This is a genomic window from Paenibacillus sp. Paensp111 (assembly GCF_059492195.1).
In genome coordinates this window covers 685,899-710,897 of sequence record NZ_CP168527.1, presented here as the reverse complement: position 1 = coordinate 710,897, position 24,999 = coordinate 685,899, and the positions used below count along the sequence as shown (strand labels likewise).

The window sequence follows — 24,999 nt, the reverse complement described above, 5'->3', positions numbered from 1 at the left end:
CATTCTTTAACCATGCGAGGCAAACCGAAAATCACGTTAGAACCGCCTCGATAAACAGGGTTGTTTCGGTGGCCAGATCGACTTCCTTCACTTGCATATCTTCGCCAGAACCCCGAATAATCCGGATAGCCGGGCGTCCCGGAAGTCCGCGGTGCTGGCGCACTACAACTCCCGTCTCCTTGGTGGATAACCGAACCGACGTTCCATTGGGATAAATGGATACTATTCGTGTGAACTCAATCAGGACCTTACGGTCAAGATCGTGCTCCGATGCAGCCATCATGGTCTCACAGGCCTCATGAGGCAGTACCCTTCCCCTAAAGCCGTCTGTCCCGGCTCCAATCAGGTTGTCATACCGGTTCGCTGCCGCAACAATCTTGGCATACAGATGAATCTCTTCATCTACAAGTCCGCGCGGTACTCCGGTGCCGTCCGGCTTCTCATGATGCTGAAGCGCTGTGTGCGCAACGAGCAGACTGAACTCCCGCTTTTGCTTGAGGAGTTCAAAGCCGCGCCAGGTATGATGGAATTTCCCTGTCTCCTCCGCTGATTCAGCCGGCACGGCCACCATTTTGCCGATATCATGTAGCATGGCACCGATCGCAAGATCCTTAAGCTGCGTATAATTAAGTCCCATATTAAGGCCCATCATGGAAGCCAGCAGACAGACATTCACAGCATGAAGATACTGATTGTTATCAGCCGTCCGGATATCAGTCAGATGGACCATGACCCCTTTTTGGTCCAATACCTCATTCAGGAGCTGATCGATAGACAAGCTGAGCTTGCGGGTACTCCACTCCTTGCCGGAACGCACCGCATCCAAAGTATCGCTCATCTCACGGAAGATCGCCTGCTTCGTCTGTTCGCTAAGCACATCCTCGACTTCAATATCCGCATACTGTTCGTCCTGGATATACAGCATCGTAACCCCGATGCGGTTAAGCGTATTAATCATGAACACTGTTAATTGAACGCCACTGGACAATAGAACCGTTCCATTGGCAGAGTATACCGTTCTTCCAAGATGCTGTCCTGGTTCGATGTTCTCTATGCTGACGTACCTCATACATGATCCCCCCGCCGTATTCTGATACGCAGCTGTTAATTCGTCTGCGGACTGGCTGAAGCGTGCCGGGAATCCCCGGCGAGGCCAGTTGCCGCAAGCTTACTAATCGCGCGGCTGATCCGGTCTTGCACAGCTTCATCCTGCTCCGCCCCGGCCGCGCTCTCCAGACCTTGCATGGCCTCCTGGCCGCCAATCCGGCTAAGCGCCCACGCTGCGGTACCCCGAAGCTCGGGCCGCGGGTCGTGAAGCAGCACTTCTATTATCTTCGGCACAGCCAGGCGATCTTTGAAGTTCCCGAGCCCAATTAACGCATTTCGCTGAATCGGCTTCTTGCCTCTCCATGCCGCGGCACTCTCTCCGAACCGCTCTTTGAACTCCCGGTTGCTGATATCCAAGATAGGCAGCAGCAGCGGCTTGGCCACCTCGGGATCCGGAAGGAGCTCCGGTCTGTGACTCCAGTGCTTGCCCCGGTTCTTGGGACAGACCGTCTGACAGGTATCGCAGCCATACAGACGGTTCCCAATCTTCTGCATGAACTCCTCTTCAAGGAGCCCCTTCGTCTGGGTAAGGAAGGACACGCAGCGCTGGGCATTCAGCTCCCCTGGACCCACAAGCGCGCCAGTCGGGCAGGCATCGAGACATTTCGTACACTCTCCGCAGTCCTCGGTAACCGGGGTGTCCGGAGGGAAGGGAATATTCGTAATCAGCTCGCCGAGGTAGATCCATGAGCCCCACTTGGGCGAGATGATCAAGCTGTTCTTTCCGCGAAATCCGATACCCGCTCGCTCGGCAACCGCCCGGTCATTAAGTGCTCCGGTATCCACCATGCTTTCGATCCGGGCACCTGGAACCCGCTCCTTGATGAAGGCTTCTAGCTTCTTCATCGCCTCGCGAAGAACATGGTGATAGTCCTTTCCCCAAGCCGAACGGGCCAGGATTCCCCGATTAGCACCGGGCTCCGACTTCGGCGGATTCTCCATCTTGGATGGATAGGCCACCGCAATCGAGATGAGCGAAGCCGGATTCGCAAGTGAAAGCTCCGGATAGATTCTTTTATCGATGTCAGGCTCCTCAAAGCCGGATTCATAGCCTTTTCGGCGCCGATCCTGCAGCACTTCTTTGAGAGAAAGAAACGGGTCCGCCGAAGCGAATCCGATATCGTCAATGCCAAGGGATGACGCAGCCTCTTGTATTTCACGCTTCAGCAGGCTCCAGCGGGAATTCACCTGTTCGCCGGTATGTTCCTCCTGCGTCATACTTCTCACCTCATATTCCTCATTATCCGCTACAAACCACGGATCTTAGTTAACGGCCAGAATACAAATTCGGCACGCCCTATGATTTCCTTTTGCTTCACATTCCCAAAATATCGGCTGTCCTTGCTTCTCCCCGCATGACGGTTGTCGCCCATCACGAAATACTCGTCAGCATTCAGAATGACAGGTCCGAAGTCTGCATCCTCAATCTGGATATCTGTGTAAGACTCGTTCACAGCGGTGTTATTCACAAATAATTGGTGACCTCTTACTTCCACGGTATCTCCGGGCACAGCCACAATGCGCTTAACCAGGTACTCCTTCTTGTCCGGTCCCAAGCTCGGATCCTTCAGGACCACCACTTCACCCGGCTTTGGTCCCCGGAAATCGTAGACTATCTTATTCACGAACAGTCTTTCGCTTTCTTCCAGCGTCGGTTCCATAGACTGTCCTTTGACCACGGATAAATTAAAGACATAAATTTGAAGCAGCAGCAATACAATGAGAGCAATCCCCACTGTTCGGATGATATCCCAAAGCTCGGTACGCCAGCTGCGCTGACTCTCTCCAGATCCAGCGGGCTGCCTGCGGTCTGGCTTGTTGCTTGAAGGAAATACAGGTTCCATGCGGCACCTCGCTCTTAATTGAGTAGGGTCGTAATTACGGGAAATGCCCCGACTTTCGGTTGATACATAATAATAGAAAAGCATATCTAACCGCCAAATGCAATGAGCGGAAAGATATGCTTATAAGAGATATAACTCGGACTTATTCTATGATCTGGATAACGTGTGGGTAGCTGCAATTCCGAGCTTCTGAAAAGCTTCAAGAATACGCCCCGCATAACCCATCGCTTCATAAAGTGGCATGGCAGCAAGATTGTGCTCATCACCTGCAACCATAATACGGCTTACATTTCGCTGCTGGAAACGCTGTTCCATAGCCGATACCAGATTCTTGCCTACGCCTTGACGGCGATATTCTGGATGAACTGCGACCCGGTAAATACAACCCAGGTTCTGATCGATCGTTCCAATTAAAGCACCTACAATTTCCCCATCCACTTCCGTAACCACGATGAGTTCGGAATCCCAAGAAAGCTGACGGGCAAAGGCCCGCTTAGTATCTTCGTAGCAATCTTCCGATAAGGCGACCTGCAAAAGCTCCATTACCTGACTAGCGTCACTCAATTGAAAGGAACGAACCCGCATGACATTATCTCCCTTTTCCTGACAAGATAGATTAACGCAAAGTAAAATCGGCATAGACACTATTCACAAGAGCCGATATAAATTTTACATTAATCAAACATATTTCATGACAAAAACCGATAAATTAATGCTTCCTTGACCATTAAACCACATTTATCTAAGCAAATCACCTGTTTTCTTCTGAAAGCGCTTAATAGGAAGCGTTTACATTATTTTTGATGTTTTACCCTCTTCAAAGACAAAAAGCTCCTCTTATCGAGAAGCCTTTACAGTAAAGGGTTTTTCCTATTTTTCAGCCTGTCAGGAATAGATTTGGGCAGATGTCATTACAATAAATACCAACTATCCGGAATGCAGTTCTATAAGATGGATATGATCATGCCTCCAGCTGCCCCTGCAGCGACAACAGCCCATGGCGGCAGCTTCCAATAGACAAGCAGCAGGAATAAAATAGCGGCCAGCACAAAGTCCCTGGAGCTCATAATCGTCGTTGTCCACAGCGGATTATACAAGGCGGCAAGAAGAATCCCTACAACAGCGGCGTTGATGGCGATCAGCGCTCCCTGAACTTTGCTGTTCCGGCGAATGAGACTCCAGAACGGAAGCGTTCCGGCGATGAGCAGAAAGGCCGGCAGGAAGATGGCAACGGTGGCCGTTATGGCCCCGATATATCCTTCAGACATCTGCCCCAGGTAGGAGGCGAAGGTGAACAGCGGACCTGGAACTGCCTGAGTAGCCCCATAACCTGCTAGAAAATCGGATTTGCTGATCCAGCCTGCTCCTACGGTCTCCCTCTCAAGGAGAGGAAGCACAACGTGTCCTCCTCCAAATACGAGCGACCCGGATCGGTAAAAGCTGTCGAATAAGGCCAGCAGCGGCTGGTGGATAAATAACCGAAGCAGGGGAAGTATAAGCAGTAGGCTGATCAGCAGCGTAAGACATAGCAGGGCAAAGCTGCGCTTCACCGGTACAATCGTATCCGGAATGTCAGGCACGTCCACCTTGCGATATAGCCATAGACCGAGAAGCCCCGCAGCCGCAATTACAGCAACCTGGCTAAATACCGTCTGCCACAGCAATATCACCGCTGCAGACAGGACAGCTATCGTCGCCCGCTTCTTATCGGAGGCAAGCTTCTGTCCCATGCCAAGAACCGCATGAGCGACGATCGCCACGGCAGCGATCTTGAGCCCATGAATCCAGCCTGACGCGCTGATGTCCATGCCCTGCATCCATACTGCGAACAGGATGAGGGCAGCAACGGAAGGTAGTGTGAAGCCAAGCCAGGCAATCAGTCCTCCAAGCACGCCGGCACGCATCATGCCGATTCCGATGCCAACCTGACTGCTGGCCGGCCCGGGCAGGAACTGGCACAGCGCAACCAGATCGGCGTAGCTTCGCTCATCCATCCATTTCCTTCGGCGGATATACTCGTTATGGAAATAACCAAGATGCGCAGTAGGTCCTCCAAAAGAGGTAAGCCCAAGCTTTGTGGACACCGCAAGGATCTCCAATAGCCTTGACGGTTCGGGCTTGGATGAGCCCGGCGATGCAGTATTTTCCTTGTGCATGGTTTGAATCTCCTCCACCTGCATATTGATTTGTCGCTGTTTCTATCTAACATTACAATGCCATATAAGGCGGCCAATATCCAGCTGTTTCCATACATCCCTATTGATTTACTTTTAATTATAAGGTTTAATAAATATAGTAGCATCGGTACATACATTGGTGCTCTTTTGCATGTGTTAAATACTAATAACATTTCAGGAGGGATTCACAAATGGCTCATCAATTACCAGCATTGCCTTACCCAGCAAATGCACTTGAACCACATATCGACGAACAAACCATGAATATTCACCATGATCGTCACCATAACACATATGTCACCAATCTTAATGCAGCACTCGAAAGTGCACCAGAGCTGCAAGATAAGAGCGTTGAAGAATTGATTTCCAACTTGGATGCCGTTCCTGAGAACATCCGTACTGCAGTTCGCAACAACGGTGGCGGCCATGCCAACCATACTCTTTTCTGGGAGATCATTGGACCTAATGGCGGCGGCAACCCTACTGGCGCAATTGCTTCGGCTATCGACAGCGAGCTTGGCGGCTTCGACAAGTTCAAAGAAGATTTCGCTAAAGCAGCAACTACCCGTTTCGGCAGCGGCTGGGCTTGGCTCGTAGTGGGCAAAGACGGCAAGCTTGCAGTAACCAGCACACCTAACCAGGACAATCCGCTTCAAGACGGACAAACTCCGGTTCTAGGTCTGGACGTATGGGAGCATGCTTACTACCTGAAATATCAAAACAAGCGCCCTGACTACATCGCAGCGTTCTGGAATGTCATCAACTGGGACGAAGTGAACAAACGTTACGAGGCTGCAAAAAAATAATAAGCTCTACACCGAGAAGACCGCGCAAGCGGTCTTTTTTGTGTGCTGTTCGCCTACACCCCACTAGCGTGAAAATTTGGAGTGAACGCTCCCTCGAACGGATCGCTGTTCGAATCGCTGTGCTCTCGGGCTGCTGCCGTAGATTTCGCTTGCCTCTCAATTACTGAGGCGAGCCGCCAACAGCCAAGAATAAAAAGCAGCGGTCCTCCATTAACCGGAGAACCGCTGCTTTACTAACATTTTACATTAAACAAAAGCATACGGGGCAGTCTTCAAAGCCTGCTAGATTAGCCCCGAGTTCCGAAGCAGATTGCGAACCATCACAGCCACCTCGGCACGGGTCACAGAGGTACCCGGATCGAGCAGTTTGCCGTTTCGACCAGTTACGATCCCCGCAAGCAGCACACTCGATACGCCATCTGCCGCCCAGGCGGAAATGGCATTCGCATCTGCGAAATCGTGAATCTGCGCCTTCGTATCCTGTCCTTGAATCTTGTCCTGCAAGCCGCTGATCTTCATCGCCCTGGCGATAATCACCATGGCCTGCTCACGGGTGATCTTATCGTTCGGACGGAAGCTCCCGTCTTCATAACCACGAATGAGGTCGTAAGCCGATGCCGTGTGCACCGCATTCGCATACCAGTCACTGGATTGAACATCACGGAACTTCGCGGTTCCGCTCTCTAATTTGAGACCCAATCCGCGGACAATTATCGCTGCAAACTCGGCACGGGTCATGTTCTGATCCGGCTTGAATGTCCCATCTTCAAAGCCGTTTACAACCATCCGTGAGCCCATGTCATTGACAGCGTCCTTCGCCCAATGTGCAGCAACATCAGAGAAAGCTACCGGATGCCATACAACGGCGTACGTGCTGTTCGTCAAGCTGCTGATTTTGGCAAAATACCCGTTCTCATTCTTGACCACCTTGGTCGGCACATGACGCACTGTACCGTCCGGCTCCACCACAATCCCTGTCGTTATCTTGTTCGGATCTATACCGTCAGGAATAGCAACCGTCCGCTCTACATAAGCGTTGAACTTGTTTACTTCCGTTGTCTGATTGCCATACACGGCGTTCACTGTAAATTGCAGGGCTGGAACAACTAATGTAAAGCCGCCATTCGACGCGGCTCGCTGGATGATCTGTGCAGTATCTGACTTGGGTGAGGATATTTCAATATTGATTGTTATATCCTTTAGATCAACACCACTTCCCATGTGTTTCGAGAGGTCATTAATATTGATTTGGTTGGCCGGGATTGTATAGGTCGCGTTCTTCGTACGGATTTCTATAACGGCCTGCTTACCCTCCATATTCTTGACCATCTGACCGTTCAGCTTCCCGATAATTACATCCGAACCCGTGTTAACCGGGATCGTGATGACTGCCCCGCTAACTTCCGATTGCAGCCGCTGTTCCAGCTTCTTCTCATCGATTGTAATCGTTGTAACCGACTGGCCGTCCTGCTGACTCGTTGAGGAGATACCGGCAGATTCAATTTTGCCGTTCACCAGCACGTCCACGTTACTTGTTACCGGTGCTGGCGTGGCTGGCACAGGAGAAGATGGTGGATTCGGAACCGCAATCGTATAGCTTGCGGTCAAAACCTCGCTGTCCGCCATACCTGACTTCACAGCAATCGCCTTGATTGTCCGTGCGCTTGTGATGCTGATCGGTGTACTGTACACAGGACTGCCTGCTGTTGGCGTGCTGCCGTCCAGGGTGTAATGAATGACGGCTCCAGACGTAGCGCTGGTCAGCGTGACTGTTGTACCGGAAGCCACCGCACCGCTTGCCGGGCCTGCGATCGGCGCAGCAACCCGGGCCTGTATCGTTACCGTCACGGTATACGTCTGAACCGAGTTATCCGCCGCTTTCACTGTATAGGTCACTGGGCTGCTGAAATTCTGTGCCGAGCCGCTGTTCGGGCTAATGCTTGCACCCGTATGCGTAATCGTCGGCACTAGGCTCGTCACATCCGTACCATACGGGACGGTCAACGCAATCGTCTTCGTCGCTTCATTTACCGTTCCAGTGACGTTCAGGGCTCCGAAGTCGAACGCCGTGATCGCCTTAGCCGGGTTCGGCGCTACAGTTACCGTCACGGTGTACGTCTGCGTTGTATCATCCGCCGCCTTCACCGTATAGGTCACCGGGCTGCTGAAATCCTGCGCCGCTCCGCTGTTCGGGCTAATGCTTGCACCCGTATGCGTAATCGTCGGCGTAAGGCTCGTCACATCCGTACCATACGGAACGGTCAGCGCAACCGTCTTCGCTGCTTCGTCCACCGTTCCGGTGACGTTCAGGGCTCCGAAGTCGAACGCCGTAATCGCCTTAGCGGGGTTCTGCGCTACCGTTACCGTCACGGTATACGTCTGCGTTGAATCATCCGCCGCCTTCACCGTGTAGGTCACCAGGCTGCTGAAATCCTGCGCTGTTCCGCTGTTCGGGCTAATGCTTGCACCCGTATGCGTAATCGTCGGCACAAGACTCGTTACATCCGTACCATAAGGTACCGTTACCGCAATCGTCTTCGCCACTTCATCAACAGTTCCGGTGATATTCAGGGCACCGAAGTCGAATGCCGTAATCGCCTTAGCGGGGTTCTGCGCTATCGTTACCGTCACGGTGTACGTCTGCGTTGAATTGTCCGCCGCCTTCACCGTATAGGTCACCGGGCTGCTGAAGTCCTGCGCTGTTCCGCTGTTCGGGCTAATGCTTGCACCCGTATGCGTAATCGTCGGCACAAGACTCGTTACATCCGTACCATAAGGTACCGTTACCGCAATCGTCTTCGCCACTTCATCAACCGTTCCGGTGATATTCAGGGCACCGAAGTCGAACGCTGTGATCGCCTTTGCCGGATTCGGCGCTATCGTTACCGTCACCGTGTACGTCTGCGTCGAATTGTCCGCCGCCTTCACCGTGTAGGTCACCGGGCTGCTGAAGTCCTGCGCCGCTCCGCTGTTCGGGCTGATGCTCACGCCCGTATGTGTAATGGTCGGCGTAAGGCTCGTCACATCCGTTCCATACGGAACGGTCAGCGCAACCGTCTTCGCTGCTTCGTCCACCGTTCCGGTGACGTTCAGGGTTCCGAAGTCGAACGCTGTGATCGCCTTTGCCGGATTCGGCGCTACAGTTACCGTCACCGTGTATGTCTGCGTTGAATTGTCCTCCGCTTTCACCGTATAGGTCACCGGGCTGCTGAAATTCTGCGCCGTCCCGCTGTTCGGGGTGATGCTCACGCCCGTATGTGTAATGGTCGGCGTAAGGCTCGTCACATCCGTACCATACGGAACGGTTAACGCAACCGTCTTAGCCGCTTCGTTCACCGTTCCAGTGACATTCAGGGCACCGAAGTCGAATGCTGTGATCGCCTTTGTAGTACTGAGAGGAACTACCGGATCAGTGATGACAATATCGTTAAGGGCCACGTAGGAGTCAGGAGTTCCTATGCTTCTGTAAATCCGAAACTCATCAATATTGTCAAAGTCCGTATTTAGTGTGGAATTGTGATCCAGAGCAACATAGTTCATGGAGATATTGCCCAGAAAGGTGACTCTTCCCTGCGATACTCCATCTTTAAATGCTTCAATCGCATAGGTATCGCCGTCAAAGTTTCCCCAGTCCAGAAAATTCACCGAACTAAGCTTAAAGTTGGATCCGTCAGCCGATTTTACGGCGAGCCCATAATTCGGGTTATCCGTAAAGTCATACCAAGCCACTAGCGGCAAATAGCCTGGCCAACTTGGGTTATTCCCATCAAAGTAATACATCCCCCCTGTACCCATCTGGCTTCCGTCAGGATTGATGCCGTAAACTTGAATGGTTTTTCCGGAGATGTCTGTAGAACCCCCTTCTCCGTCTGTGGCGATACCATCAGATCCGAATACATCGGATTGTGGCCCGCTGAACGAAATGGTATTCGTCGCGGCCATCGCGGTGTTGTCATAATGAAGCAGAGAGAAGCAGCTTGATATCATGATCAGTGCTCCTAGAAAAGCGATAATCCCCTTTTTGAACAAGCTTCTTAACGAACTAGTAATCCTACTCATCCTTTCTCTGAACATACTAGATTTCCCAACGGTCTACAGGTCTATCGGCATAGTTCTTATGTCGTTGTGATAATTATCATTGCGTATAATCCAATAATATCCATACCTTCCCTTCATTCTAGCATCCCGCCTGTATAAATACTTCACTTAAATAAAGAAAAATGAAAAAAAACACATGTTTTAACCAAATAAAAATGGTTTGAAACAGCGGAAATGGGTAAAGTAATAACAACTCTGATGGATGAACTATCATGGTCACCCCAAAACTTGGTCCTTTTGGTTCCATCCATTCTGATAAGGAGGTTGTGAAAAAATGACTACCAATGATCCGCAGGAACTATTGAAGTCTAAGCATGAAGCTGACAAGCAGAAGGCCCAGTTCACAAGCTTTGCCCGCAGTGTTAATGGAGAGATGGCGCATCCGCATGATCAGGAAATTCTAGATCAGAGCCGCGTCCCCGACCAGCAGAACAAAATGAAATCCGTTGAGAATCGCATGATCTAGGAAGAATTGAATCCCGCGACAAACAGCCTTCAACCCGCCATAACGGTGTTGAAGGCTGTTTCTTATTTATAAGGCCGAGAATTATTCCTGTTCATCCCCGCCGGCAAAGTACTGATTCAGAATCCTCAGGAACACATTGGGAAAAGCAAGCTGCTCCATGTCGGCCTGATTGATCCAGCGAGTCCTAAGCGCGGCATCCTCCCCTGATGCCGCAATCTCATATTCCGCGCCGGACTCCGCTACAGCGCCCAGTGCCGCCAGGGCGCCGAGCTCCGGCGACTGGCGGAAGCGGTACACGCGCAGGTTCCAGTGGATGTGACTGAACGTATGTTCAGCTTCCATATAGAGCCCCTGCGGCTGCGCGTAATGGCCTTCGGCGGCCAGGGCCTGCGTGAGCCGGTCTATAGCCGGCTCATCAGGCAGCCCGGCGCCGCCGGCCGGGTCCTCCGCTGCCGCCAGAATGTGCGGCAGCTCCCACATGCGGGCCAGCAGGCCTGTGGCTGGCCGCTGCTGAACCAGCACGCGGCCTGCGTCGGCGCCGCTGCCTTCAATGAGCGCGGCCAGGCGATACTCCGGCCGCGGCTTCTTGGCCTTGGTCTTTACCGGCAGCTGCGTCTCCATGCCGGCAATTCGTCCCTGGCAGTGCTGCATGACCGGGCAGGTCAGGCAGTGGGGCGACTTAGGCGTACAGACGAGTGCGCCGAGCTCCATTAGTGCCTGATTAAAGTCAGAGGCACGGCCTTCAGGAATGAGCGCTTCGGCCAGCACCTCCATCGATTTGCGTGTGCTAACCTTCATAATATCTTCTTCAATTAAGAAGAAGCGCGACAGCACCCGCATTACATTTCCGTCCACCGCAGGAACTGGCCGGTTGAAAGCGATGCTCATAATGGAGCCCCGGGTATAAGGCCCCACTCCCTTGAGCGCCGACACGGCGTTCAGGTCTTCAGGAATGACCCCGCCGTGCAGTTCAGTGACCTGCTTGGCAGCCGCCTGCAGATTTCTTGCGCGAGAGTAGTATCCAAGCCCCTCCCAGCATTTAAGCACCTCTTCTTCCGGTGCCTGGGCTAGAGCTGCGATGGTAGGGAACTTCTCAATAAAACGGTGAAAATACGGAATAACCGTATCCACCCGGGTCTGCTGCAGCATAATCTCGGATACCCATATGAAATAAGGGTCCCGGTGTCTGCGCCAGGGCAGGTCTCTTTTGGCGTGTCCGTACCATTCCAGAAGCTCTGTACTAAAAAATTGTTGGTTATCCTGCTGCATTCTATCTCCTTGTCTCCTATAAAATTCCTTATATGTGATATGAACTATATACGCTCCACGATGACAAAAGCTGAGGCAAGCTGCCGCTCATGTGTAATGCTCACATGGATTGTGTAGATTCCGGGGTCTGCAATGTTAAGCCGTTCCCAGGCCTCTCTCGTAAGCTTCGCCCATGGCTTGCCGGACGCATCCGGAATAATCTCAATATCCTGAAAGCCTAATATGCTGCCAATCCCGCATCCAAAAGCCTTACTCACGGCTTCCTTGGCCGCGAATCGCCCCGCCGTATATTCGGCAGCCCGGCTGTGTCCTACAGCCAGCCCCCTCTCCTCGGCCGTCAGGACCCGATTCACAAACCGCTCCCCGTGCATGCTGCCGGTCAGTCTCTTAATTCGGTCTATCTCGACCACATCATGCCCGATGCCATGGATCAATGTACACCCTTCCTTCTCTTTCTTGTGTAAGCTCTTATCCTCTCATTGTATCAACTACAGGGCTGTCATGCGAGTCCTTACACCGCCTGTGATATAATGGAATGGCATATACACCTATGAATGAATTCATAACCCAGATAAGGATGTGAGCTTGATGCCCATAGATTTCAATATCCCGCTGGACCATACAGACATACTCAGGTGTACCCGCTATCCTTCCAGGGATTCAGAGCCGCAGAGCTTAATTATTCTGGCCCATGGCCTCAAAGGGTTCAAGGAATATGCCCTGTTCCCCTATACAGCCGATCAGCTCAGCCGCCATCATGAAGTCATTACATTCAATTTCTCCCATAATGAAGCCTGGGATAATCCGCAGGCGTTATCGGAAATGGAGAAGTTCACGGTGGATACCTGTGAGCCCGAGCTTCGTGACCTGGAGATACTTATCTCCTATCTTCGCGAGGACCCGCAGCTCTCCCTACTTCCCCTCTTTCTGATCGGACACGGCCGCGGCGCGGGAGTGTGTCTAATCTACGGATTCGACCATCCGCGCACTTTAACAGGGGTCTTGTCCTGGAATGGCGTTACGAAGCTTGATCTCTTCACAGAGGATCAGAGGGCCAAATATGATATTCACAGTCGTATTGCTTTTGCCGATTTCGCGGTTGCTCTTGTTCAAGGCACTGCGGATCATCTTATAGATGGGTCCCGCCGGCTTGTGCAGGCGAATCCCCATATCCCCTGGATTCAGATTGAAGGCGGCAATCATACCTTCAATACGGTCCACCCTTTTCAAGGAGCCAGCCGTCAGCTGAAGGATGCCATCAATGCCAGTGAATCGTTCATCTCGGATGTACTCCGCAATCGAAATCATTCAATGGATTAATGAATAACTTGCTTAATGTTATTCATCCTGTTCATAACAATAGGGCCGTCCCAATAGGGGCGGCCCTGGCTTTGCAGTAAAGAATTCAATTAGCGGCTCGGATATCTTCAGCGAACCTTAGATACCCGGAATCGGACTGCGTTTATGTTCCGTTCTCCGGTAAAATTTCTCCAGACGCTCACGCGCCTCTTCATTGATCTCCTTGCCTTCAAGGTAATCACTATTGTCATCATAGCTCACGCCGAGTTCCTTCTCATCGGTCTGGCCTTCCCAAAGTCCCGCCGTTGGCGCCTTGTCCAGGATGCTTTGCGGCACGCCAAGCTTGGCAGCGACCTGTCTGATCTGACGCTTGTTGAGCGAGCTGAGCGGCGTAATATCCACTGCGCCATCGCCCCATTTGGTGTAGAATCCGGTCAAGGCTTCAGAAGCGTGGTCCGTACCTACCACAAGCAGGTTAAGTTCAAAGGCGATAGCATACTGAACCACCATCCGGGTGCGGGCTTTGACATTTCCTTTCCCCTGATAGCTGATATGCCGGGAGATGCCGATATTTTTGAGACCGTGCTCAACTTCAAGCGCAATCTCATTCACAGCCTCCTCAATATTCGTCTCTACCGTCTTGGTCAATCCGAATGCCTCAGAAACTGCGTAACTGTGTGCAATATCCTCCTGGGTTCCATATGGCTGATAGACCCCCAGGGTGATATATTCCTTACCGAGCTCCTCTGTCAGCTCATCTGTTGCCTGCTTGCAAAGACCTGCCGCCACTGCACTATCGATCCCGCCACTGATGGCAATCAGCAGCCCCGTTGTACCGGAATTCTTCACATACTCCTTAAGAAAATCTACACGTCTGCGGATCTCCTGATCAACATCAATGGTTGGCTTAACGCCCAAACGTTCAATAATTTCCTGCTGCAAACTCATAGGATCACCTCTCTATTGGCTTTAACGAGCTATTCCTTCACTATGTAAACTACCCACTTCCGTGTAAACCAAACGCCCTACAGTATCGGCTCACCGATCTGCAGGGCGCATCCTGTAGCTATTACCGGCAGAAACGGTCGAACGCGCTGGTCAAGTCAGTCGCGATTTCTTCTGCAGAACGATCTTCGATTTGATGACGTTCAATAAAGTGAACAAGTTCTCCGTCCTTAAGCAGCGCGATGGAAGGAGAAGACGGCGGATAAGGGGCGAAATATTCGCGAGCCTTGGTCGTTGCTTCTTTATCCTGGCCTGCGAACACCGTGAACAAGTGATCCGGTGTCAGGTCGTTCTCAAGCGCCTTCGCTACACCCGGGCGGCATTGTCCGGCAGCGCATCCGCATACCGAGTTAATCACTACTAATGAAGTACCCTTCAGGGCTGGAAAGCTTGCTTCCACCTCTTCCGGTGTACGAAGCTCTTGAATTCCCAGACGAGTCAGTTCATCCCTCATGGGTTGAACCATATCTCTCATATATTGGTCAAATGACATGGACATGATCTTTCACTCCTTAACTTACTAATCTCTCATAGCATTGTAATACGCAAAGATAAGTTTATTATACAACGCCAAGCCAGGAAAGCAAATTCCGGCAGCCTTAGCCGACCTCCGCACTAAATCCCGCAGAACGCAGGAACAATACCGAGAAAGTAGTGCCGACGCCTTCTTCGGATTCAACGGAAATCCTGCCATTATGCCGCTCAATTATGCTCAGGCAAAGGGCAAGACCCAGACCTGTACCCTGGGTTTTGGTTGTGAAGAAAGGCTCAAACATCTTCTCCTGTTTTGCAGGCGAAATACCCGGGCCTGTATCTGTGACCAGAAGCTCCACCCCTTCGGGCGTGCTGCGTGTCTCCAGTGTCAGCTGGCCTTTCTCCTCCATCGCTTCCATAGCATTCCGGGACAGGTTCAGAATAACCTGCTTAATTTCTTTTGTATTCAGCTTCAGCCTTGGAAGATTCTCCACCAGCTTCAGCTCTATGCTCTGTCCCCGCAGATTCGCATCTGCCCAGAGCAGCGGGCTTAGTTCATGAATAATGTCGTGCAGATGGCACTCCTCTTTGTTCACACTGCGGCTTTGTGCCAGGGAGAGGAAGTCACTAATGATACTGTTCGCACGGTCCAGTTCCTCCATCACAATGCGGTAATAATGATCCAGGGACGAGGGGCTCTTCTCCTTCATTAACTGCAGGAAGCCCCTGACCACCGCCATGGGGTTCCGGATTTCATGGGTAATGCCAGCTGCCATCTGTCCGACAAGACTAAGCCGATCCGCATTGAACAGCTCCGTTCTAAGCGCTTCCAGTTCAGTGATATCCTGAATAATAACCACGGCACCGACGGTTTCTTCCGTGTGGCCACGCTTTATAGGCGAGGTGCTTGCAAAGAAAGTTCTTCCCTTGATCTGAATGATCTCACTGGTGCTCTCTCTGTTCAGTAGCGTCATATCTACCCGGGTACCTAGAACTTCGAAGTCAAAATCCTCTATAGCCTCCCTGAGCATGCTCCCTATCAATTCTTCCTTGATGGCTTCGGGATGCTCCATTCGATAATAGGTGAGGAATGTGCTGTTAAGGGATACGATACGTCCCTCCTGATCCAGCAGAAGGATCGACAACGGAGCCGCATCCATCATCTGCTGCAGCTTCTCGGCTTCGCGGAAATATCGCCTGGATATCAGGGTAACCTGCATTTGCAGCTTCTCTTTGTCCAGCGTACTTTCAATCACAAAGAGCAGAAGCGCTCCAATCAGGACAGCCACCGCTATGTTGATAACTCCAAAGATAATAATGGTCAGATCCATCCTGTAAGACATAGGCCAGTTCAGAAAGGAAAGCGCTGTCGACATATATTGACCTACAAGCAGAAAAAAAGAAAGAGTGACATACTTCGCATGCCGTCCACTTCGCTTGAATCGACCTGCCACCATAAGTACTACAGGGTACAGACAAACCCCTGTATCCAGAAGGAAGCTTGATGGGCTGAATGCAGGCTTTATAATGACGTAAATAACCAGCTCTACCATGGCAAGTATTACGGCATCACGGCGTCTGCCATAGAGCATACCCACAAATAAGGAAGGCAAAAAATAATTAAGAGGAATGATTCCGAATAAAACAGATGAGAACGATGAACAAATAAGAATACTGATCAGGCAGGACACCAAAAGCATATTATAATACGATGTTCTCTCCAGCCGGCTGTTCTGAACAGGATGTGGACTGCGCCTTTCGAAGACAAGGGGAAAAAGAAAGGCCGGCGAACACGCAATGAGTAATTGAAGCAACACTTCCTTGACAGCAACCACGTTTTTCCTCCTTTGCGGAGCATGTTCTGTAATCGATTAAATCACAGCCGACAATATTTTACAATAACCTATTACCACGGCAGAGGTTTGTGTTTTATAGGGTTTATTTATGATAAGAGTCCTGATTTTTATTGCGGGTGCCTTCGTATAGGATATACTTAAAAACAACAAGGTTTAGCGAAAGGAAGACATCATGAATCGATATGAAGTAATTGTAATCGGAGGCGGCCCATCGGGACTTATGGCTTCCATTGCAGCAGCCAAGCAGGGAGCCTCGGTAGTTCTCCTGGACAAAGGGGACAAGCTGGGACGTAAGCTGGGCATTTCCGGCGGGGGACGCTGCAATGTGACCAATGCCAAGGAGGTCGATGAGCTGATCCGGTTCATTCCGGGCAACGGACGATTTCTCTACAGCGCCTTTGCTCATTTCAATAACCGGGACATTATTCAGTTCTTCGAAGACCTCGGCATTGCTCTCAAGGAAGAAGACAACGGAAGGATGTTCCCCGTATCCGACAAGGCCAAGACGGTCGTCGATGCCCTTATTGGCAAAGCCTTCTCGCTCGGGGTCAAGCTGCTCACCCATGAGCCGGTGAAGGAAATCCTCTACAGTCTTGATGGCGTACAGGGTGTTCTGCTGGAATCAGGCAAAAAAATATCATCGCCCACTGTTATTGTCGCTACCGGCGGGCGATCCGTTCCCCACACCGGCTCTACAGGGGATGGTTACCCCTGGGCCAAGGCCGCAGGACATACCATCACAGAGCTCTATCCTACGGAAGTGCCTATTGTCTCCAAGGAGCCCTTCATTGTGAGCCGTGAGCTTCAAGGCTTATCGCTCCGGGACGTAGAGCTCTCCGTGATGAATCCGAAAGGAAAAGCGGTCATTTCGCACCGCGGGGACATGATCTTCACCCACTTCGGGCTGTCGGGTCCGATCGCGCTTCGCTGCAGCCAGTTCATCCGGCAGGTGAAGAACAAGCACAAGGTGCAGGAAGCCCTGCTCCAGATCGACCTGTTCCCGGATCATTCCGCCGGCTCACTTGAACAGGAGCTTCGCCGCCTTGCCGCGGCTGAGCCGAAGAAGGCGCTCAAGAATGTGTTCAAGGGAACGATACCGGAGCGGCTGCTTCCGCTTCTCTTCAGCCGGGCCGATCTTCCCGGCGACACTACGTACGAGCATTTACCGAAGGAGCCCTGGAGCTCTTTCATAGCTGTGCTCAAAGCCTTCCCGGTCAAAGCAACGGGGACTCGACCTTTCGAAGAAGCATTTGTAACCGGAGGAGGCGTGCACCTCAAGGAGATTGATCCGAAGACGATGGAGTCGAAGCTGATGCCCGGTCTCTTCTTCTGCGGCGAGGTGCTCGATATCCACGGCTACACCGGCGGATATAATATCACAGCCGCCTTCACCACAGGCTATACGGCGGGAACTCACGCCGGGGATAGCCATCGTCATCAGCGCTAGCCTTTCCCTGGCGGGCGATGAACCCAAACAGGCCACCCACGGATCCTTCCGTGGGTGGCCTGTTCATTTCTTTTATAGGCGTTATACGTTCCTTGTAAGGCCAAGCTTACAGCTGGAGTGCCATCCGGAGTGTCTTTAGCACATGCCCGTCAAATTCATTCTCAAACTCGGTAACCTTCATAAACCCCTTGGCATCATAGAATCTTCGCCCGGTCTCATTATGCCTTTCGACGTTAACATAGACCATCTTCGCACCAGGTGAACCGAGGATGCCTTGCTGGAGCAGGGCTGAGCCTATCCCTCTGCCTTGCGCTTCAGGCACCAGATAGATTGCCGTGAGTTCTACGGCGTTGTCTTCATTTACCGGTGAGAAATTGGCGAATCCGACAATCCGGTCACGATCCTCCGCAACGTACATAAATGAGTGCTCTATACGTCTGTGCAGCATTTCATCACTATATGCCGAGTTCAAGAACCGGTCCTGCACCTCATAAGGGATAATTCCTTCATAGACCGCATTCCAGCTAGCTCTCGCTACTTCCTGAACCTGCCTGATATCCTCCGTACTCATCGGACGAACACGGTACTCCATTTCACATCAGCTCCTGTTTATTTAAGCTTGCTACGCTCCATAAAGGCTATAGCCGCGATCCCTTCCCTATCCTTCTATGGTTCTTCGGCCCATTCGGCCGCTCCCGAATACCTTCCATAATGCAGATCCTGCCCACCAGTTCAATCCGAATCCCGCGATCAGAAAGACAGGTACAGCCCACCAGACGTGCATTATTCTAATGCCCAGGGTTAAGCTTAGAAGCAGGATACTTGGAAGCATGAGCAGTCTCATTGCCGGAGACGACAGCAGATAGGCGTCGGATTCAGCCAGAGGCAACATACTCATGAACCGGGAGGAAAGAAAATATTTGCGATACCCGTTCATCCAGTAAGACAGCAGCATAATCAGCGCTGCATAGACCAGTACATTGACAGGAAAAGGAGGCAGATAACACGCGGCCATCCCGATGCACGAGAACTGAAGATACAACTTGATATTCACGCGGCTGCGGTAAAATGCCTTGACTGCAGATTCAGCAATCCGCTCTGGAGCCTCCCGTGAACGGAACAGCCGGTCCGAGCGCCGGAATATCCACGGTCTTGGCTTCTGCCCGCGGGGCTTGTCAACGGCTCCCGAGAGCAGCGCGGCAGTCAGCCGGGTCTTCTGCCTCTCGTCTTCGCGGACATCGGCCAGAAAGGTTCCCCGCAATCGGAACCGGAGAACAGTCAGCACGGCGGTTAGGGCAGTGAATCCCAGTATGACAGCAAGGATACCGGATGGCGATGCCGTGAGGAACGAGGCCGTCAGGATGTATGGGCCTGAAAGCAAGAGCAAAGCTAGGTATTTCACCACATAGCCCACCCAGCCGGACAGCAGGACCCGGATGAGATGCTCCGCGGTCATCAGAGTCAGTTTATATGCAGCCGTAATTCCGAATAGAAGCATAATTCCGGTCAGGTTAACTTTGAAGACTTGAATAAGAAGAGGCATAAGAATAAGCACCAGAATGGCTGTCACTATTATTTGAAAAAGCAGGCTGGAGAACCAGCCCCATCGCAGAATGGAGCTCTGCCAGCGCTCACGCTGCTTGAGGAAGAGCACATCCGCGGCTTCCCGGTACAGAATGATGCCGCCGCTTGGGCGCAGCGCCAGCATAAGCACCAGCGGAATTACACCGAAAGGAAGCCGATGCAGCCATTCAGGAGGACTGGACAGCATATCATAATATAGGCGCGCTAGCAGCAGAACGCCTGGGATAACAATATATAGGGCAACTGTAATATCAACGACTGAACGGATCGCGCCATACTGCTTACGATAATGATCTATCCATCTGCGCATAAACAAACGCCGGCTGCTGCCCACTTGCATATAGGATTCCTCCTTTTATTTAAGGATTCAGGACAAGCTAGGTCAATTTGTCAAAACAATCAAATAAGGAAGCCCCCGGCAGTCCGCTTACTTCCCGTATATCCTCCAAGGTCCCGCTTGCTGCGACCTGCCCGTTCGAGATCAGGATGAAATCATCACAAATCCGCTCCGCAGTATCCAGCACGTGCGTCGACATCAGCACGCCTGCTCCTCTTCTCCGCTCTTCTTCCAGCAGCCCCAGAAAGTCTTTGGTCGCTCTTGGGTCGAGACCGATGAACGGCTCGTCTACGATATATACATCTGGACGAATCAGGAATCCAAGCATGAGCATCATCTTCTGCTGCATTCCTTTGGAGAAGCTCGCTGGCAGGTGGTCACGAACCTCGTTCATGCGAAACTTATCCAGCAAAGAAGAGGCCTCGTGTTCAAAATCCGCTTCATCCAGCCCGTAGACAGCTGCAGCCAGGCCAAGATGCTCCCACAGAGTCAGCGTATCATAATAGACGGGCTGTTCCGGAACATAGGCGTAGCTCCCGGACGCCCCGCCGAATTTGATCTCTGCCTTGGAATGCGGCAGCAGGCTTAGGATGGTCTTGATAGTCGTGCTTTTGCCTGCCCCGTTCGGGCCGATTAAGCCTGTCAGTCTTCCCGCTCGCACATCGATATCTACATTCCGGATCCTCGGCTGTCCGGCTTCATACCCGGCTTCTTCAATATGTACTTGAATCACGCTTTCATCTGGTACCTTCAAACCGCCCACTCCCAGCTTACTAAATTGATTTATTGATCATATAACGTCTTGTCCATCACGTAATATAAAAAAATACGCAAAAGTTGCCAAAAAAGTCGCGGGATTTCTATAAAAAAAGAGCAGGCTTCCGGGTGGGAAGCTGCTCTTCTTCTCTTTGCCTAAATCAGGACTGATTCGTGATGCGGTGCAGGGCTTGTGCACATTCGTGCAGGTGACGGGAATAATCGGCGGCAAGGTCCTGAATGACCTCTCCTCGCTCATCCACATGATCCCCGGATCTTTCTACATCCACCAGGCTCACTTTGATCTCGCGAGGATCCAGATAAGTACACTGGAAGTCAAAGGAATAGAACTGATGTCCTGCTGCATTAATATGAATCCGCAGACTCTGAGGATCTTTGGCATCCGCAAGCACCTGTGCGCTGTCTCCCGAGTTCAGAAATTCGGGCAGCTGCTGCTGCCAGGCATGGACCAGCATATTCTGGTCCACGTTGAACGATTCGTTCATCTATTACACCTCCCCTTACTGTTAAGGTGTGGAGGCATACCCTTTTTTATACTACGGCTTTATCAAAAATGGCTGCTTCTTACGCCTTCTGCTTGGCTCCGGACTGTGCACGCCCGGGTTCATCCGTGCCTGGCGGCCTGCTCCGCAGTCCGAGTACACTTAACGCCCCAAGCAGAGCGATTACGGCCATGATGATGAATTGAAGGTGGAGGCCGCCTTCAAGGAAGTGACGAAGCGTATTCCACAGCTCCTTCGGCAGCTCTGCTATCTTCTCAGGAGACAGGAGCTTGTTGATGTCGTCCTGGGATACCTCAGTTCCCTGCTTGCGGCTTGCTGCAGCTGCACTTGAGATGTGCTGGTTAATCAATACGCCGAATACGGCAACCCCGATCGTCTGGCCAAGCGACTTCACGAACGAGTTCAGCGCCGTAGAAGCCCCTCTGAGGCTGAAGCCTACAGAGGATTGAGCAATGATCGTGAACACGGTGAAGGAGAAGCCGAAGCCGAGCCCGTACAACGCATTCCATACCATAAGCAGATACTCTGGTGTCGTATCCGCAGCCAAGGCCATACCGCTGGCCCCGATCAGTACGAATACAAGTCCGATGAACGAAGTCAGACGTGAACCATGCTTGACGATCCAGCGCCCTCCGATCACCGATCCAATGAGCCAGGAGAAGGACATCGGGGCAAGCAGCAGCCCCGACTCGGTGGCGCTTTTACCCAATACCCCCTGAACCCATAACGGGAAATAGGAGGTGAGCCCGATCAATAGAGCACTGGTCAACAGACTTGCGATATTGGAGAAGGCAATGTCTTTGTAGCGGAAGAGCTTAAGGGGAACAAGCGGTTCCTCGGCTTTCTTTTCTACAATGAAGAACAACACCAGAGCGATTACGGCAACCGCAAAGATAACCAGAAGCTCAGGCGAGTTCCAGTCAAGATACTGACCGCCTGCCGCAAGCCCGAACAGCAGGGCCGCCACCCCGATCGTGAAGGTCACCGCACCCGGATAATCGATATTGACCTTCTTCTTCTCTATATTCTCCTTCAAATAGTTGATTATAAACACAAGCGAAAGGAGACCAAACGGAATGTTAAAGCCGAATACCCATCTCCAATTCAAGTAATCTACCACATACCCGCCCAGCAGAGGACCCACCAGGGAGGAGATTCCCCAGACGGAGCTGAGATAGCCCTGTACCTTGGAACGCTCCTCCATGGAATAAATATCTCCGATGATGGTGAAGGTAACCGGAATTAATCCTCCCGCACCAATCCCTTGAATCGCCCGGAAAATGATCAGCTGCTCCATACTCATGGCGAACCCGCACATGAGGGAGCCTCCCAGAAACAGAATCGAGCCGATTACGAACACCAGCTTCCGTCCGAACAAATCGCTGATCTTGCCAAAGATCGGCGTCGTTACCGACATCGTGAGCAAGTAGGCGGTAAATACCCAGCTGAGCAGCTGGGCGCCGCCAAGATCACCTACGATTCTTGGCCCTGCGGGTCCGATAACCGTGCCTTCAATGGCTGCAAGAAAGGTCGACAGCAGAAGGCCGGCCAAAATATAATTACGCTTTAATGAGGATTGCACTTGAATATGACCTGCCCTTCTATTTAGGTTGAACTATAGATTTACACTCTTGCCTATGGGCAATTTATTAAGTTCTACTTATATATTTCTTAATATATATATGGATTGAACTAACATCCACTTCTTTAGTTCATCCCATATAAATTGCAAAACTTAATTATAAACCTCAGACCGAGGGAAGTCCATGTCCTGCCCGGGCAAAAAAAGCTGTCCGAAGGTCATTCCTTCGAACAGCTATCTGACAGGTGATCTGCGTAGTTCACCTTGATCCAATATAAATATCGTATCCGCTTCTTCTTCAAAACGCTCAGGCTCATGGGTGATAACCAGCAGTGCGGCTCCCTCCTGGGAGGCCGCTTTGCAAAGGTTAGTAAGAACCTTGGCGCCTGCGTAATCCGTGCCTGCAGTGGGCTCGTCCAGAATGTAGAGCTTTTTGCGTAACATGAACTGGGCCGCGGCACCTAGCAGGCGCTTCTCCCCTCCGCTCAGCAGATAGGGAGAGGCATCATGTCTATCGCTGAGGCCAGCCGCTTCAAGCAGCCGTTCAGCCCGCTGCAGCACTTCACCCGGAACGGAAGCTTCGGGTGCCAGCGCCATTTCCAGCCTGGGTCCGTACAGCATCTCATCCAGTACGTTCGAGGTAACGAACTGATGCTCAGGCTCCTGGAACAAATACCCGATCTGCTCCGCAAGCTCATAGGTCTTCATTCGGGAAGCTTCCCTGCCTTCCCAATACAGCGCCCCCCTTGGCATGGGCAGAAGGTTCATCAGCAGCTGCGACAATGTCGTCTTGCCGGATCCGTTCTCCCCGCAGATCAGCGCCCATTCACCGGGGCGCAGCGAGAGGCTGATGCTGTGAAGCACCGCGGCGGCGCTGCCGGGATAGCGGAACGTAAGGTTCCGCAGTTCCAGCAGCGGCGGCGCATCCGGCTGCGCCGCGGGGCCTTCGCCCGCCGTGCCCGGCTGCGCCGCGGGGCCTTCGCACGCCGTGCCCGGCTGCGCCGCGAGGCCTTCGCCCGCCTCGCCCGGCGGCAGCACGCCGAGCTGCACCAGGCGCTCCCGCCGGGTGCGCACAAGCTCTGCGGCGGGGCCGTCCAAGGCCACGGCGCCGCCTTCGAGCACCACGAGGCGCCCAGCCGCCGACGCGAATTCATCGACGCGGCTGGACACCGTCAAGAGCGTGCGCCCTTCGGCGTGCAGCTGCTGCAGCAGCGCAAGCAGCTGCTCCCGCGAAGCCCTGTCCAGGCTGGACGCCGCATCGTCGAAGACGATGATCTGCGTCTGCATGGACAGGACAGCGGCAATGCCGGTGCGCTGCCGCTGTCCTCCGGACAGCGCATGAACAGAGCTTGTCCGCTGCTCCGTCAGCCGGACGGCGGCAAGGGCTTCGCTTACCCGGCCGGCAATCTCTGGCGCGGGAACGCGCAAGTTCTCGGGACCGAAGGCAACTTCGTCTTCTACCCTTCCCTGAACGAGCTGGGCATCCGGGTCCTGGAAGACAATGGCGATGCGCCCGGCGATCTCGGCGATTTCGGCTTCAAGCGGATCTCGGCCGCCAACGCGAACACTCCCTTTCCGCTCCCCACCGCCAATACGAGGAAGATAGCCATTCAGAAGCTGACACAGGGCGGACTTTCCACTCCCGCTCCGTCCGGTTATGGCGACCCACTCTCCAGGCTCAACAAGAAGGGACAGGTCGTTTAGTACAGGCCGTGTCTCCATCTCATACGTATAAGTCACGTGTTCAAGCTCGATTACCGGAGCTTTCAAGGCTTAGGCTCCTTGTCCCCGACTGATCGCGAACCGTCTCAGCAGTTGGGTTCTGATTAGCGCAGATCCCAGAACTTGAGTCAGAAGACCGCACAGCAGAATACCGCTCACAATTCTTACCCCTAGGGCGATAAGCAGGATTGAAGTTCCCCACTTCGTGTAATGGAACATGTTCGCCGCGAAGAAGAACCAGATCGGCACCATGGCTCCTCCTGCAATCATCAGAACGCCGAGGTTCCATTTCCGGTAGCGGACGATCGCAAAGACAAGCTCGGCAATCACCATATAACATGCCGCCGCAACGAAGCAAGAAGCAATGCCATATGCCGTTCCCATAAAGGCCTGAACTACACCGCCGATCCCATATGTAATGACAGCCGTACCGGGTTTGCGAATAATATAATAGGCTAGAAGTCCGTAAATCATATATATTCCGGTAATGGATGATGTTGCAATCGGTCCTCCCAATGTATTGAGTGCCTGATTAATGGGCGATATGTACGTAGTCATCACCGCGTTGGCTGTGGCCAGCATGGCCATTAATACAATTTCCATGGTTGTGAATGCTGCGAACACACTTTTTCTAGAACTTGCCATC

General features: G+C 52.3%; 21 protein-coding genes and 1 pseudogene. 4 read left to right on the top strand and 18 right to left on the bottom strand.

The genetic code is table 11. The annotated features are described in order from the left end of the window. Window positions 1-31: 31 nt before the first annotated feature. From ACEN86_RS03380 to chrA, 5 genes and pseudogenes are all read right to left on the bottom strand, one after another. Entirely contained in the window at window positions 32-1,069 is a 1,038-nt protein-coding gene (locus ACEN86_RS03380; RefSeq protein ID WP_495632962.1) for an HD-GYP domain-containing protein, read from the bottom strand. A 92-nt stretch (window positions 1,070-1,161) separates the two neighbouring features. Beyond that, window positions 1,162-2,325 (bottom strand): annotated as a pseudogene (gene queG, locus ACEN86_RS03375) (tRNA epoxyqueuosine(34) reductase QueG); the annotation flags it as partial. 29 nt (window positions 2,326-2,354) lie between these two features. Next, window positions 2,355-2,951 carry a signal peptidase I gene (gene lepB / locus ACEN86_RS03370; protein WP_495632961.1) on the bottom strand — a complete coding sequence of 199 codons (597 nt, stop codon included), beginning with the start codon at window positions 2,949-2,951 and terminating at the stop codon, window positions 2,355-2,357. A gap of 147 nt (window positions 2,952-3,098) precedes the next feature. Then, window positions 3,099-3,536 (bottom strand): GNAT family N-acetyltransferase, encoded by a 438-nt coding sequence (locus ACEN86_RS03365; RefSeq protein ID WP_495632960.1) that lies wholly within the window; start codon window positions 3,534-3,536, stop codon window positions 3,099-3,101. Between the two features lie 359 nt (window positions 3,537-3,895). After that, on the bottom strand, window positions 3,896-5,107 hold the full coding sequence (gene chrA / locus ACEN86_RS03360) for a chromate efflux transporter (protein WP_495632959.1): 1,212 nt from the start codon (window positions 5,105-5,107) through the stop codon (window positions 3,896-3,898). A 212-nt stretch (window positions 5,108-5,319) separates the two neighbouring features. Here chrA and ACEN86_RS03355 point away from each other — a divergent pair, with 212 nt between their 5' ends. Beyond that, complete coding sequence (locus ACEN86_RS03355; RefSeq protein WP_495632958.1) at window positions 5,320-5,934, top strand: superoxide dismutase; 615 nt, start codon at window positions 5,320-5,322, stop codon at window positions 5,932-5,934. 282 nt (window positions 5,935-6,216) lie between these two features. Here ACEN86_RS03355 and ACEN86_RS03350 read toward each other — a convergent pair whose 3' ends face one another. Continuing rightward, window positions 6,217-9,921 (bottom strand): SGBP N-terminal domain-containing protein, encoded by a 3,705-nt coding sequence (locus ACEN86_RS03350; RefSeq protein ID WP_495632957.1) that lies wholly within the window; start codon window positions 9,919-9,921, stop codon window positions 6,217-6,219. 385 nt (window positions 9,922-10,306) lie between these two features. On the opposite strand from ACEN86_RS03350, the gene ACEN86_RS03345 reads away from it, so the two are divergent. After that, the gene (locus ACEN86_RS03345; protein WP_495632956.1) at window positions 10,307-10,498 is read left to right on the top strand and encodes a hypothetical protein; all 192 of its coding nucleotides are present in this window, start codon (window positions 10,307-10,309) and stop codon (window positions 10,496-10,498) included. An 81-nt stretch (window positions 10,499-10,579) separates the two neighbouring features. Here the strand turns inward: ACEN86_RS03345 and mutY are convergent, their stop codons facing one another. Together mutY and acpS are read right to left on the bottom strand one after the other, a co-directional pair. Then, window positions 10,580-11,767, bottom strand: coding sequence for an A/G-specific adenine glycosylase (gene mutY / locus ACEN86_RS03340; RefSeq protein ID WP_495632955.1), 1,188 nt, complete (start codon window positions 11,765-11,767; stop codon window positions 10,580-10,582). A gap of 44 nt (window positions 11,768-11,811) precedes the next feature. Continuing rightward, entirely contained in the window at window positions 11,812-12,201 is a 390-nt protein-coding gene (gene acpS, locus ACEN86_RS03335) for a holo-ACP synthase (RefSeq protein ID WP_495632954.1), read from the bottom strand. Window positions 12,202-12,355: 154 nt separating this feature from the next. Between acpS and ACEN86_RS03330 the strand changes: the two genes are divergently transcribed. After that, window positions 12,356-13,087 (top strand): alpha/beta hydrolase, encoded by a 732-nt coding sequence (locus ACEN86_RS03330; RefSeq protein WP_495632953.1) that lies wholly within the window; start codon window positions 12,356-12,358, stop codon window positions 13,085-13,087. A 117-nt stretch (window positions 13,088-13,204) separates the two neighbouring features. Here the strand turns inward: ACEN86_RS03330 and nadE are convergent, their stop codons facing one another. From nadE to ACEN86_RS03315, 3 genes are all read right to left on the bottom strand, one after another. Then, entirely contained in the window at window positions 13,205-14,014 is an 810-nt protein-coding gene (gene nadE / locus ACEN86_RS03325; protein WP_495632952.1) for an NAD(+) synthase, read from the bottom strand. A 121-nt stretch (window positions 14,015-14,135) separates the two neighbouring features. Then, entirely contained in the window at window positions 14,136-14,570 is a 435-nt protein-coding gene (locus ACEN86_RS03320; RefSeq protein ID WP_495632951.1) for a BrxA/BrxB family bacilliredoxin, read from the bottom strand. Window positions 14,571-14,670: 100 nt separating this feature from the next. Then, complete coding sequence (locus ACEN86_RS03315; protein WP_495632950.1) at window positions 14,671-16,380, bottom strand: two-component system sensor histidine kinase NtrB; 1,710 nt, start codon at window positions 16,378-16,380, stop codon at window positions 14,671-14,673. A gap of 193 nt (window positions 16,381-16,573) precedes the next feature. On the opposite strand from ACEN86_RS03315, the gene ACEN86_RS03310 reads away from it, so the two are divergent. After that, entirely contained in the window at window positions 16,574-17,848 is a 1,275-nt protein-coding gene (locus ACEN86_RS03310; protein WP_495632949.1) for a BaiN/RdsA family NAD(P)/FAD-dependent oxidoreductase, read from the top strand. A gap of 106 nt (window positions 17,849-17,954) precedes the next feature. Here the strand turns inward: ACEN86_RS03310 and ACEN86_RS03305 are convergent, their stop codons facing one another. The 7 genes from ACEN86_RS03305 to ACEN86_RS03275 all read right to left on the bottom strand — a co-directional run bounded on the left by ACEN86_RS03305 (window position 17,955) and on the right by ACEN86_RS03275 (window position 24,998). Further along, window positions 17,955-18,440 (bottom strand): GNAT family N-acetyltransferase, encoded by a 486-nt coding sequence (locus ACEN86_RS03305; RefSeq protein ID WP_495632948.1) that lies wholly within the window; start codon window positions 18,438-18,440, stop codon window positions 17,955-17,957. 66 nt (window positions 18,441-18,506) lie between these two features. Next, window positions 18,507-19,772, bottom strand: a complete 1,266-nt coding sequence (locus tag ACEN86_RS03300; RefSeq protein WP_495632947.1) for an ABC transporter permease — start codon at window positions 19,770-19,772, stop codon at window positions 18,507-18,509. A 37-nt stretch (window positions 19,773-19,809) separates the two neighbouring features. Continuing rightward, window positions 19,810-20,523, bottom strand: a complete 714-nt coding sequence (locus tag ACEN86_RS03295) for an ABC transporter ATP-binding protein (protein WP_495632946.1) — start codon at window positions 20,521-20,523, stop codon at window positions 19,810-19,812. A 163-nt stretch (window positions 20,524-20,686) separates the two neighbouring features. Continuing rightward, window positions 20,687-21,031: a hypothetical protein gene (locus tag ACEN86_RS03290; protein ID WP_495632945.1), complete on the bottom strand. Its 345-nt coding sequence runs from the start codon at window positions 21,029-21,031 to the stop codon at window positions 20,687-20,689. Between the two features lie 79 nt (window positions 21,032-21,110). Then, on the bottom strand, window positions 21,111-22,637 hold the full coding sequence (locus tag ACEN86_RS03285) for an MDR family MFS transporter (RefSeq protein ID WP_495634204.1): 1,527 nt from the start codon (window positions 22,635-22,637) through the stop codon (window positions 21,111-21,113). Between the two features lie 228 nt (window positions 22,638-22,865). Further along, window positions 22,866-24,401, bottom strand: a complete 1,536-nt coding sequence (locus tag ACEN86_RS03280; protein WP_495632944.1) for an ABC transporter ATP-binding protein — start codon at window positions 24,399-24,401, stop codon at window positions 22,866-22,868. Window positions 24,402-24,404: 3 nt separating this feature from the next. After that, a complete protein-coding gene (locus ACEN86_RS03275; RefSeq protein ID WP_495632943.1) occupies window positions 24,405-24,998 on the bottom strand; it encodes an ECF transporter S component in 594 nt (197 codons plus the stop codon). Between the last annotated feature and the right edge of the window lies 1 nt (window position 24,999).